Annotated in this window: 9 protein-coding genes; 4 read left to right on the plus strand and 5 right to left on the minus strand. The window is 70.9% G+C overall.

Translation table 11 applies throughout. From position 1 onward, the window contains the following. Positions 1-120: 120 nt before the first annotated feature. On the plus strand, positions 121-1,923 hold the full coding sequence (locus tag PSESU_RS09550; protein ID WP_041764790.1) for a DUF885 domain-containing protein: 1,803 nt from the start codon (positions 121-123) through the stop codon (positions 1,921-1,923). A gap of 397 nt (positions 1,924-2,320) precedes the next feature. On the opposite strand, the gene PSESU_RS09555 is transcribed toward PSESU_RS09550, so the two are convergent. Further along, positions 2,321-3,949 carry a serine hydrolase gene (locus PSESU_RS09555; RefSeq protein ID WP_013535570.1) on the minus strand — a complete coding sequence of 543 codons (1,629 nt, stop codon included), beginning with the start codon at positions 3,947-3,949 and terminating at the stop codon, positions 2,321-2,323. Positions 3,950-4,086: 137 nt separating this feature from the next. Between PSESU_RS09555 and PSESU_RS09560 the strand changes: the two genes are divergently transcribed. From PSESU_RS09560 to PSESU_RS09570, 3 genes are all read left to right on the plus strand, one after another. Then, positions 4,087-4,923, plus strand: a complete 837-nt coding sequence (locus PSESU_RS09560) for a DUF72 domain-containing protein (RefSeq protein ID WP_013535571.1) — start codon at positions 4,087-4,089, stop codon at positions 4,921-4,923. A 68-nt stretch (positions 4,924-4,991) separates the two neighbouring features. Then, positions 4,992-5,666, plus strand: coding sequence for a DUF2238 domain-containing protein (locus tag PSESU_RS09565; protein WP_013535572.1), 675 nt, complete (start codon positions 4,992-4,994; stop codon positions 5,664-5,666). Positions 5,667-5,710: 44 nt separating this feature from the next. After that, positions 5,711-6,652, plus strand: a complete 942-nt coding sequence (locus PSESU_RS09570; protein ID WP_013535573.1) for a DMT family transporter — start codon at positions 5,711-5,713, stop codon at positions 6,650-6,652. A gap of 1 nt (position 6,653) precedes the next feature. On the opposite strand, the gene PSESU_RS09575 is transcribed toward PSESU_RS09570, so the two are convergent. The 4 genes from PSESU_RS09575 to PSESU_RS09590 form a co-directional block, all read right to left on the minus strand. Next, positions 6,654-7,751, minus strand: a complete 1,098-nt coding sequence (locus PSESU_RS09575) for a GGDEF domain-containing protein (RefSeq protein WP_013535574.1) — start codon at positions 7,749-7,751, stop codon at positions 6,654-6,656. Next, positions 7,748-8,476: a pseudouridine synthase gene (locus PSESU_RS09580; protein WP_013535575.1), complete on the minus strand. Its 729-nt coding sequence runs from the start codon at positions 8,474-8,476 to the stop codon at positions 7,748-7,750. Before PSESU_RS09580 ends, PSESU_RS09575 begins: the two co-directional genes overlap by 4 nt. Positions 8,477-8,559: 83 nt before the next feature. After that, a complete protein-coding gene (locus PSESU_RS09585; protein WP_203415157.1) occupies positions 8,560-10,227 on the minus strand; it encodes a GGDEF domain-containing protein in 1,668 nt (555 codons plus the stop codon). Between the two features lie 114 nt (positions 10,228-10,341). Next, the gene (locus PSESU_RS09590; RefSeq protein WP_013535577.1) at positions 10,342-12,192 is read right to left on the minus strand and encodes a DEAD/DEAH box helicase; all 1,851 of its coding nucleotides are present in this window, start codon (positions 12,190-12,192) and stop codon (positions 10,342-10,344) included. Positions 12,193-12,386 lie beyond the last annotated feature (194 nt).

Here is a 12,386-nt window from a genome sequence, read left to right on the forward strand (position 1 = left end):
CCCGGTGTGGTGCGGCCAGCCTATGCCTGCAGGGCCGGTAATCCAATGGCAGGGGGCAGGCGCGTGACTCCCGGCCTATGCTCGGGGGATTCCACACCTGCCGCCGACATGAACCCCAAGCTGCGTCCCTGCCTGCTCGCCCTCGCCCTGCTCGCCCCGCTGGCCGCCTGCCAGAAGACCGAGCCCACCGACAGCGCGGCCAGCGCCGCCTCCGCCGCCGCGCCCAGCCAGGCCGACGCGGCCTTTGCCGACCTGTCCCAGCGCGCGCTCGACGGCTGGATGAAGCTGTCGCCGATCAGCGCCACCCAGATCGGCGAGCACCGCTACGACGGCGAGCTCGACGACCTCTCGGCCGAAGGCCGCCGCCAGGGGGTCGAGTTCACCCGGGGCCTGCTGTCGGAGCTGGACGCGCTGGATATCGCCAGCCTGTCGCGCGAGAACCAGGTCGACGCCGCGATCCTGCGCAACCAGCTCGAGTACGACCTGTGGAGCGAGGAGACCTATCAGTCCTGGGCCTGGGATCCGCAGCTGTACAGCGAGCTGGCGGGCGGCGCGATCTACGGCCTGATGGCGCGCGAGTTCGCGCCGCTGCCGGAGCGGCTCAAGTCCGCCACCGCGCGCATGCAGAAGATTCCCGCCCTGCTGCAACAGGCACGCGCGAACCTGGACCCGGCACGGGTACCGAAGATCCACGCCGAGACCGTGGCCCGCCAGAACGCCGGCCTGCTGGGCCTGGTCGATGCCTTCATCACCCCGTCGCTGGACCAGCTGGAAGCAGCCGACCGCCAGGTCGCCGAAGCCGCGATCGAAGGCCTGCGCGCCGCGGTCGCCGAACACCAGGAGTGGCTCGACAAGACCCTGGTCCCGAACGCGAAGGGCGACTTCCGCATCGGCGCCGAGCTGTACGACCGCAAACTGCAGTTCGCCCTGCTGTCCTCGCTGTCGCGCGCGGAGATCAAGCAGCGCGCCGAGAGCGAGCTGGAGCGCGTGCGCGGCGAGATGTACGGCATTGCCCGCACCGTGCTGGCCGACCGCGACGGTGCGCCGGCGCTGCCGGATGCTCCGACGCCGGAGCAGCAGCAGGCCGCGATCGAGGCCGCGCTGGAGCTGGCCTATGCCGAGCGCCCGGCACGCGACCGCGTTGTTCCTGACGCCGAGGCGGCGCTGGCCCAGGCCACCGAGTTCGTGAAGCAGAAGGACCTGGTCACCCTGCCCGATGCGCCGGTGGAGATCATCGAGATGCCGGAGTTCCAGCGCGGCGTGGCGGTGGCCTACTGCGACTCGCCCGGTCCGCTGGACAAGAACCTCAAGACCTTCTACGCGGTCTCGCCGATCCCCGACGAATGGAGCAGCGAACAGGTCGATTCGTTCCTGCGCGAATACAACTCGCGCATGATCCACCTGCTGAGCATCCACGAGGGCACGCCAGGCCACTACCTGGAAGGCTGGCACTCGGCGCGCCATCCCTCGACCCTGCGCGCGGTGATGCGCTCGGGCATGTTCGCCGAGGGCTGGGCGGTCTACACCGAGAAGGTGATGGCCGACGCCGGCTACCTCGACAACGACCCGCTGCTCCGCCTGGTGCAGCTGAAGTTCTACCTGCGCACCATCGCCAACGCGATCCTCGACCAGGGCGTGCACGTGGACGGCTGGACCCGCGAGCAGGCCATGGACCTGATGGTGCGCCAGACCTTCCAGCAGGAGCGTGAGGCCGCGGGCAAGTGGGTGCGCGCGCAGCTGACCTCGGCCCAGCTGCCGACCTACTTCGTCGGCGTGCAGGAGCACTTCGACATGCGCAAGGCGGTGGAGCAGCAGCGCGGCGAGGCCTTCGACCTCAAGGCCTACCACGACCAGGTGCTGTCCTACGGCGCCCCGCCGGTACGCTTCGTGCGGCAGCTGGTTCTGGACGAGGCGATTGAATAAAGCCGGGATTCGGGATTCGGGATTCGGGATTGGTGATTCGTAACAGCGGTCACGGCTTCCGGCGTTCGTAGGGACGACGGGGTGCGGATGCGTAGCCCGGATAAGCGGAGCGCATCCGGGGCTGATGGTCGTGCCACGCGCAGGGCCGCTTCCGCGATGCGCGGGCAGCGTTGCCCGGGCTACCCGTTGACTGGACGGGCCGATCTACCCGTTGACTGGACGGGCCGATCAAGCAAGCCGCAATCCATCAGGACAGGAAGGGCGCCGTTACAGCGGCGCCCTTGTCTTTCTTCCCTTGGCCCTAGGCGAGAGCCGGGAGTCGGGCGAACTCCCGGGTGCCGGCCCTCTCCCCAACCCCTCCCGATCGCGGGAGGGGCTCGTGGTTCGCCCGGAACTGTTACTCCACCGGCTCCAGCACCAGGTCCTGGAAGTCGAAGCTGAAGTCGGTGAGGTCGGAGGCGGCTTCCATGCGGGCCTCGCGCACCTTGCCGTCGGGGTCCAGGGCGAAGGTGACGAAGGCATCGCCGTTGAGCGTGCGCTCCTGCCACTTCACCAGGAAGGTGTCGTGCTGCCAGTGCTCGAGGCGGCCGACCAGCAGCGGGCTGGCGCCGAAGCGCATGCCGAGCCGGCCGTTCTCGTAGGTCACCTCCACGTCGCCGTACCAGCGATCGCGATAGGTGCCGGCATAGCCGGCCAGCGGCAGCGAGGGCTTGCTGCGCGCATCGCGTGCCTGCACCCGCTTCTTCCAGGCCTCGTCGGCGCGCTTGAGCGACTTGTCGGCTGCGGCGGCATAGGCGGCCACCCAGTCGTTGCGCTCGGCCGGCTGGATGAAGGCATCCAACACGTGCATGGTCACCGCGTTGAACGCGGCGCCGGATTCCTGGTTGGTCAGCACCACCACGCCCAGGCCCAGCTCGGGCACCAGGGTCACGCGCGAGACCTGGCCCGGCCAGCCGCCGGTATGCCAGACCAGCTTGTGGTCGCGATAGGTCGACAGGAACCAGCCCAGGCCGTAGCCGAGGAAATCCGGCCGGGTCGCCGCCAGTTCCGGCACCGCCGGCTCGCTGATGTCCACCGGCGAGTGCAGCGACCACATCTCCTTCTGCCGCTGCGGCGAGAACAGCGTCTGCTCGCGGCCTTCGGTATCGGTGTAGCGGCCACCGCCCAGCTGCGCGTTCATCCAGCGCGCCATGTCGTGCACGCTGGAATACACGCCGCCGGCACCAGGAACGTTGTGCCAGGTCAGGTTGAAGGTCGGCTGCAGCCTGGTGAAGTCCGCCCTGGCGTGGCCGGTGGCGGCGCGGTCGCCGGGATGCAGCGCATCGGCATTGGCGCGGGTATCGGCCATGCCCAGCGGATTGAAGAAGCGCTGCTGCAGGAAATCCGCATATGCCTGCCCGCTCACCTGTTCGACCAGCAGGCTGGCGGTGCCGTAGAGGATGTTGTCGTAGGCGTAGCGCTCGCGGAAGCCGGTCCTCAACGGCACATGGGCGAGGCGGCGCACGACCTCCGCGTTGTCGTAGGTGCTGCCCGGCCAGAACAGCAGGTCGCCAGCGCCCAGGCCCAGGCCGCTGCGGTGGGTGAGCAGGTCGCGCACCTGCATGTTCGCGGTCACGTACGGGTCGGACATGCGGAACCAGGGCAGGTGGTCGATGACCTTGTCGTCCCAGGCCAGCCTGCCCTCGTCCACCAGCATCGCCAGCGCAGCGGCGGTGAAGGCCTTGGTGTTGGAGGCGATCGCGAACTGGGTGTGGGCATCGACCGCGTCCGGCTTGCCGAGCTCGCGCACGCCCCAGCCGCCCTCGAACACCAGCTGGCCGTCCTTGACCACCGCCACGGCGATGCCCGGCACCTCGAAGCGCTCGCGCGCCTGTTCCACCCAGGCCGACAGCTGCGCCGGATCCAGCGTCGTCGCCGGCACCTGCGTGGTGGCAGGCGTGCCGTCGGCGGCCAGGGCCGCCAGCGGGGCCACCGGCGCGAGCGCAAGCAGGCAGGACAGGCACAGGGATGAGGGGCGCAGGGCCATGGGTAACTCCATGAGGACAGTGGCCCGATTCTAGCCGCGCGCCGCACGCGGACGCCGCCGCGCCGGACCTGCGATGCAGGCCCACGACGCCGTCTCCGTTACGATCCTCGCCCCTGCCCCCGGAATTGGCCGCCGCCATGAATGACCTGTTCGATTCCGCGCCCGCCACCACGGGCCAGACGCGCATCCATGTCGGCATCGGCGGCTGGACCTACGCGCCATGGCGCGGCGGCATGTTCTATCCGGAGAAGCTGGTGCAGCGCCGCGAGCTGGAATACGCCAGCCGCCACGTCACCGCGATCGAGATCAACGGCACCTACTACGGCGCGCAGAAGCCCGACACCTACGCACGCTGGCGCGACGAGACGCCGCCGGGCTTCGTGTTCACCGCCAAGGCGCCGAAGCGGATCATGGCCAGCCGCCGCCTCGCCGGCACTGGTGCACAGGTCGAGGACTTCGTCGGCGGCATCGCCACCCTGGGCGACCGCCTGGGCGCGATCCTGTGGCAGTTCGACCGCGGCCAGAGCCCTTCGGTGGATGCACTGGCCGATTTCGTGGCCCTGCTGCCGCGCAAGGCCGATGGCCGTAGGCTGCGCCATGCGCTGGAGCTGCGCGACGCGGCGCTGTTCACCCCGGAGCTGCTGGCCCTGTTGCGTGGCCAGAACATCGCCCTGGTTTGCGCGGGTTCGGACGAGCACCCCTCCTTCGGCGACCTCACCGCCGACTTCGCCTACGCCCGGGTAATGCAGGCCCGTGCCGGCCTGGCCGAGGGCTATACCCCGGCCGAGCTCGACGCCTGGGCCGAGCGTGCACGCAGCTGGAGCACCGGCGGGGACCCGGACGACCTGGCACACGTCGGCCCGCGCCTGGCCGATGGCCAGCCGCGCGAGGTGTTCCTGTTCTTCATCGCCGCGGCCAAGGAGCGCAACCCGGCCGCGGCCCAGGCCCTGCTACGGCGCCTGTCCGCGGGCTGAGGCCGCCGGTCGCGGCGGCGGCGCGCATTGCTGACCACCCAGCGCGGTCCATGCGAGGATGCGCGCCGATGAGCCACGCCCTCCTTTCCCGCGATCCCGTCCCTGCCCGCCACGCCCTGGTCCTGCTCGGCGTGTACGCGCTGGCCTGGCTGCTGCTGGCGATCGATCCGCTCTACCGCGAGGACTGGGCGCTGGAGAACGTGCTGGTGCTGGTCGCGGTCGCCGTGCTGCCGGCGATGTGGAAGCGCATGCCGCTGTCCTGGCCCAGCTGCATCGGCCTGTTCGTGTTCGGCCTGCTGCACGCGGTGGGCGCGCACTACACCTATTCGGAGGTGCCGTACGACGCCTTCCTCCAGGAGCACCTCGGCTTCTCGGTCGACGCCCTGTTCGGCTTCCAGCGCAACACCTACGACCGCCTGGTGCACTTCTGCTACGGCCTGCTGCTGGTGCCGACCTGCGTCGAGCTGCTGGACCGGGTGGCCGCTCCCCGCGGCGCCTGGCGCCATGTGCTGCCGGTGACCTTCGTGATGTCGCACGCCCTGCTGTTCGAGCTGTTCGAATGGATCGCCGCCAGCATCTTCGGTGGCGAGCTGGGCCAGGCCTACCTCGGCACCCAGGGCGACGAGTGGGACGCGCAGAAGGACATGGCCCTGGCCACCCTGGGCGCCGTGCTGTCGGTCACCGTGCTGGGCCTGGCCGGCTGGCTGTCGCCGCGACGCCGGTCCGCCCGGCCGGATCCATGACTTGCGCAACGGTCGCGGCGGCCACCGCCGCGCGATAATGCGCCATGCCGATGAACCCCCACAGCCGCGCCCTGTTGCAGGTCCACTTCTGCGTCCTGCTGTGGGGCTTCACCGCCATCCTCGGCAAGCTGATCCAGTTGCCGGCGCTGCCGCTGGTGTGGTGGCGGATGCTGATCGTGGTGGCCGCCCTGGCCCTGCTGCCGCGGGTCTGGCGCGGCCTGCGCACCCTGTCGCCGCGGCTGGCCGCCGCCTATGCCGGCATCGGCGTGCTGGTGGGGCTGCACTGGCTGACCTTCTACGGCGCGATCAAGCTGGCCAATGCCTCCGTGGCGGCCACCTGCATCGCCCTGGCGCCGGTATTCACCGCGGTGATCGAGCCGTGGGTGGCGCGGCGTCCGTTCCGGATGCGCGAGCTCATGCTGGGCGTGGCGGTGCTGCCGGGCGTAGCCCTGGTGGTCGGCGGCGTGCCGGATGGGATGCGAGCAGGCGTGGCGGTGGGGGCCCTGTCCGCCCTGCTGGTGGCGGTGTTCGGCTCGTTCAACAAGCGCCTGGTGGACCATGCCGACCCGCTGACCGTCACCGCGCTGGAACTGGGCGCCGGCACCCTGGCCCTGACCGCGCTGGCACCGCTGATGCCGCTGCTGATGCCGGATTTCGCCGGCCAACTGCTGGCCCTGCCCGGCCTGCGCGATGGCGGCCTGCTGCTCCTGCTGGCTTTGGCCTGCACCCTGCTGCCATTCGCCCTGGCCCTGGTGGCGCTGCGCCAGCTCAGCGCCTACGCGGTGCAGCTGATCACCAACCTCGAGCCGGTCTACGCGATCGTGCTGGCCGCGCTGCTGCTGGGCGAACAGCGCGAGCTGAGCCTGCAGTTCTACCTGGGCGTGGCCATCGTCTTGGGCGCAGTGTTCCTGGATCCGCTGCTGTCGCGCCGGCGTCCTGCCGACATGCCACCGGCACCTGACGCCGCGCGCCAACTGGTGGACTGACTCAGCTGGCCAGCTCGACCCGGTTGCGGCCGCCGAGCTTGGCCCGGTACAGCGCCGCATCCGCGCGCGACAGCGCCTGGCCGGGCAGCTCGCCCGGCTGCCACTGGGCCACGCCGATGCTGACGGTGACGCCGCTGCAATCGTCCATCGCCGCCACCGCATCGCATACCGCGTGGCAATGCTCGCGCGCCTGCTCCAGCCCGGTCGCAGGCAGCAGCGGGGCGAACTCCTCGCCGCCGTAGCGCGCCGCCAGGCCCACGTCCTTCATCTGTTCCGCGAGGACCTGGGCGACCCGCACCAGCACGCGGTCGCCCTCCGGGTGGCCCAGCGAATCGTTGATGTTCTTGAAGTGGTCCAGGTCCACGATCGCCACCGACAGCGGCGTGCCCTCCTCTTCCGCATGCCCCAGCGCTGCGCCCATCAGCTCGCCGTAGCCGCGGCGGTTGGGCAGGCCGGTCAGCTGGTCGGTGCGGGTCTGCAGCGCCAGGTCGGCGTTCTGCGCTTCCAGCAGCTGCGAGTAGTGCAGCAACTGCTGCTGGTACCAGGCGCGCTCGCGCATCTGCAGGTTGAGCGCCTCGGTGGTGCGGCGCAGTTCGATCAGGAACGCGGCCTGGCGGGCCAGCGCGCGCAGCGCCGCGGCCTCGCGCTCGCCCAGCTTGCGCGGGTGCTGGTCGAACACGCACAGGCTGCCCAGGGCATTGCCCTCGGCATCCACCAGCGGCACGCCGGCATAGAAGCGGATGCCCATCTCGCCGGTCACCACCGGGTTGCGGGCGAAACGGGGATCGCGGGTCGCGTCCTCGACCACCAGCATGTGCCGCGGATCGAGGATGGTGTGGGCACAGAAGGCGATGTCGCGCGGGGTCTCGCACGCGTCGAAGCCGAACGCGGCCTTGAACCACTGGCGCTCGGCATCGATCAGCGACACCGCCGCCATCGAGGCGCCGGTGACCGCCGTCGCCAGCGCGACCAGGTCGTCGAAGGCCTGCTCGCGCGGGGTGTCGAGCAGGCGGGTCGCGCGCAGCGCCGCCAGCCGCTCGGCCTCGTTGTCGGGCAGCGGCGGGCGCGGGGCCGGCGGCGGCAGGTCCTGGGCGCTCACCAGTCGTTGAACTGCGGGAGCAGGCCGCGCAGCTCCTCCGGGGTCAGGTTGCGCCACTGGCCGGGCTTGAGCGTGCCGAGCCTGATGTTGTCGATGCGCACGCGGCGCAGCTGGGTCACGCGGTAGTCGAACGCGGCGGCCATCAACCGGATCTGCCGGTTGAGGCCCTGCTGCAGCACGATGCGGAAGCCGAACTTGGCGATCCGGCTGGCGCGGCACGGCAGGGTCATCTGGTTGTGGATGCGCACGCCGCGCGACATGCCGCGCAGGAACTCGTCGGTCACCGGCTTGTTCACCGCCACCAGGTACTCCTTCTGGTGGCCGTTCTCGGCGCGCAGGATCTCGTTGACGATGTCGCCGTTGCTGGTCAGCAGGATCAGGCCTTCGGAATCCTTGTCCAGGCGTCCGATCGGGAAGATCCGCTGCTCGTGGCCGACGAAGTCGACGATGTTGCCCTTCACCGAGCTTTCGGTGGTGCAGGTGATGCCGACCGGCTTGTTCAGGGCGATGTAGACATGGCGGCGCTTGCCCGGCCTGGCGGCGCGCAGCTTCAGCGGCTGGCCGTCCACGCGGACTTCGTCGCCCTCGCCGACCACGGCGCCGACGCCTGCCGGCTGGCCGTTGACGGTCACCCGGCGCTCGGCGATCAGGCGATCGGCCTCGCGGCGTGAACAGAAGCCGGTTCCGGCGATGTGCTTGTTGAGTCGGACGGCTTCTTCGGTCATGGCGCCATTATCCGCCGCCACGGATCGTTGCGCCTCATCCGCAGGCACCGGCCGCGCCCGGCGTTCAACTGCGGTGCTGCCGCTCAGTCGGCCGCCAGCTCCACCCGGTCGCGGCCGCCCCGCTTGGCTGCGTACATGGCGGCGTCGGCCCGGCGCAGCAGGGCCGCGGCGTCGGTATCGTCCCGGCGCAGGCTGGTCACGCCGATGCTGGCGGTCAGCACCAGGCCGTCGAAGCCGAGGGTGCCGGCGCGTGCGGCCAGGCGGCTGCGCAGGCTTTCCATGCGCTGCACCGCGGAGGCGGCCGACACTCCCGGCAGCAGCACCAGGAACTCCTCGCCACCCATGCGCGCGGCTTCGGAGGCGCCGCGTACAGCGCCCCTGAGCGCCTGCGCAGCGGCCACCAGCACCTGGTCGCCGGCGTCGTGGCCATGGTGGTCGTTGATCGACTTGAAGTGGTCGATGTCGACGAAGGCCACGCTCAGGCCGGTGCCCTCCCGGCGCGCGGCGGCGAACATCTCCTGCAGCCGGCGCAGGCCGGCGCGGCGGTTGGGCAGCCCGGTCAGCGGATCGGTCTCGGCCAGCAGCTGGGCCTCGTCGCGCTGCCGGCGCAGGCGGCCCAGGCGCAGGTTCAGCGCATAGGCGCTGACCGCCAGGAACCAGGTGATCGCCAGCTGGATCGCCTCGGTCCGGTATTCCACCAGCAAGCGGCTGCCCGCCAGTTCCAGCAGGGCCAGGACCGCGAACGGCACCATCGCCGCCAGGGCCGGGATCACGCCCGGCAGGCGCTTCCACAGCCGGGCCAGGGCCCAGCCCAGGATCAGCAGGAACACCATGCGGAAGGCGAGTTCGACGCCCACCGCCATCGGACCCATCCACGCCGCCGGGGCGGACATCGCGACGATGCTGGCGGCCACCCAGGTCCCGCTGGTGAACAGGACCATGCGCCGGCGCACTCCGGACGCCAGGCCCGGGCCGGCGACCAGCAGCCACATGCCGCACAGCACCGCGCCCAGGCCCATGCTCGACAGGCCCACGAACCAGCGTTGCTCGTGCCCGGCCACCGGCAGCCAGGGCTCCGGATAGCCGCTCAGTCCACTGAGGGTGGCCTGCCACAACACCGACAGCGCGCACAGCAGGGCGTAGCCGAGGAAGGTCCAGTCGCGGGAGGCCGGATAGGCCATCAGTGCGGTGGCTGCCAGCACCAGCGCCACCGCCAGGCAGGCGGTGCGCACGACCAGGCGCAGGGTATCGACGTGCTGGACTTCGCTGGGCGCGCCTACGCGGATGGTCGGGATCCAGCCCGGCTTGGGTGGCGGGTTCCAGTAAACGACCACCGGATCCTCGTTGCCGGCCTGCGGCACGATGACCATGCCCACGCCGGCGCGGAAGCGCGAGTCGCGGGTACGGGCGTCATGCATGCGGCCGCAGACCGCGCGGTCGCGATACTCGAGGCGGACCTCGCCGGCGAAGGCGTTGAACACGCTGACCGCCTGCGGTACCCCGGGCCAGCCGCCCGGCGGCGGCGGCACTACGGCACGCAGGGCAGGCGGCGGCGAATCAGGGGCGCAGCGCCAGTCACGGGGGGCTTCGCGGGTGGGCGCGCCGGTGACCAAGTAGCCATCGACCGACCAGCGCCCGGCGCGGCCAAATGCGTTGACCAGCACCACCAGGACCGCGAGCAGGCCAAGCACCGCCAGGCCGACCCTCGACCAGTTCCATCCTTGCAGCCGTCCCCGGCCTTGGCTGTGCACGCGCGGTTTCACCCCGCAATGATACGGGGCAGCTCCGGGGCCTGCGTGGCGCCGCACATCATTCTTTGGAATGGTTGCGTTACCAACCACTCCACGAGCAACGCGGTAGCTGGATCAGTCGCGGCTGTGCGGCGGACCCTTGCGATGCGGCTTCGAAGGACCACGCGGACCGCCTGGACGCGGGCCACCTGGACGGAAGCGTCCACGCGCCGGCCCCGGGTTCGACGATGGCGCATGGCTGCCATCCCACGGAGTGATGCGCAGCTGCTGCCCGACCACCCAGGCCTTCTGCAGGTGGCTCATGATTTCCGGCGGCATGCCGGCCGGCAGGTCGAGGATCGAATGGTCCTCGTGGATGTCGATGCGGCCGATGTAGCGCGATTCCAGGCCGGCCTCGTTGGCGATCGCACCGACGATGTTGCCTGGCTTGACGCCATGCACGTGGCCGACCTCGACCCGGTAGGTCTCCATCCCCGGCTGCGGCGCTTCGCGCGGCGGCTTGGGCGCACGCGGGGCGCGCGGGGCGAAGTCGTCGTCGCGGCCACGCGGCGGGCGCGGGCCACGCTCGCGCTCCTCGAACGCACGCGGCTCGCGGGCCGGGCGCTGCTCGCGCGGGGCCGGCTCGTCGCGGGCTTCCAGCAGCAGCGGCACGTCGCCCTGCAGCAGGCGCGCCAGGGCGGCGGCGATCTCGGCCGCGCCCACGTCGTGCTCGGTCGCGTAGCGGTCGACCAGCTCGCGGTATTCGTCCAGGCCGCCGGCTTCCAGCGTGCCTTCGATGCGCTCGAAGAAACGCGCGACGCGGCGGTCGTTGACCGCCTGCACGGTCGGCAGGCGCATCTCCTCGATCGGCTGCCGGGTGGCGCGCTCGATCGCGCGCAGCATGCCCTTCTCGCGGGGGGTGACGAACAGGATCGCCTCGCCGCTGCGGCCGGCGCGGCCGGTACGGCCGATGCGGTGGACGTAGCTCTCGGTGTCGTACGGGATGTCGTAGTTGAGGACGTGGCTGATGCGCTCCACGTCCAGGCCGCGCGCGGCCACGTCGGTGGCCACCAGCACGTCCAGGCGGCCATCCTTGAGCTGCTGGATGGTGCGCTCGCGCTGTTGCTGCTGCATGTCGCCGTTGATCGCGGCCGCGGCCACGCCACGGGCCTGCAGCTTGTTGGCCAGCTCCTCGGTCGCGGCCTTGGTGCGCGCGAACACGATCATCGCGTCGAACGGCTCGGCCTCGAGGATCCGGGTCAGCGCATCCAGCTTGTGCATGCCGCTGACGAACCAGTAGCGCTGGCGGATGTTGGCCGAGGTGGTCGTCTTGGAGGCGATGGTCACCTCGACCGGCTCGCGCAGGTAGGTCTGGGCGATGCGCCGGATCGGCGGCGGCATGGTCGCCGAGAACAGCGCGACCTGGCGCTCGTCCGGGACCTTCTTCAGCACCGCCTCGACGTCGTCGATGAAGCCCATGCGCAACATCTCGTCGGCCTCGTCCAGCACCAGGTTCCGGAGGCCGGACAGGTCGAGGGTGCCGCGCTCGAGGTGGTCGATGACGCGTCCGGGGGTACCGACGACCACGTGCACGCCACGGCGCAGCGCGTGCAGCTGCGGGCCGTAGCCCTGGCCGCCGTAGATCGGCAGCACCTGGAAGCCCGGCATCTGCACCGCGTAGCGCTGGAACGCCTCGGCGACCTGGATGGCCAGCTCGCGGGTCGGCGCCAGCACCAGGGCCTGGGGCCTGGCCAGCTTCAGGTCCAGGTGCGACAGGATCGGCAGGGCGAAGGCCGCGGTCTTGCCGGTGCCGGTCTGGGCGGTGCCCAGGACGTCACGCCCGGACAGCAGGGCCGGGATGGTCGCGGCCTGGATCGGCGACGGGGTTTCGTAACCGACCGCCGTCAGGGCGGCGAGCAAAGGCTCGGGCAGGCCGAGTTCGCCGAAGGTCGGCGCGGCGGGGGATTCTGGTGCAGGGGATGACATCCGGGACTCCGGCGGCGGCGCCTGGCGGCGCGGCGGGAAAACATGAAAGTTCGCCATTGTGCGCTGCAACGCAGGCTTTGTCGCCCCGTTGCTGAATACGGGTCTGCAATCCGTTCAGACCATCATGCGCCGGCGGAGCGTTGAGGCACCGCGAAGCCGCGGGGAGCCCCGCCCCCTGGCTGCCCCCGCCCGGT

The sequence above is a fragment of the Pseudoxanthomonas suwonensis 11-1 genome (genome assembly GCF_000185965.1).
Classification (GTDB): Bacteria; Pseudomonadota; Gammaproteobacteria; order Xanthomonadales; family Xanthomonadaceae; genus Pseudoxanthomonas; species Pseudoxanthomonas suwonensis_A.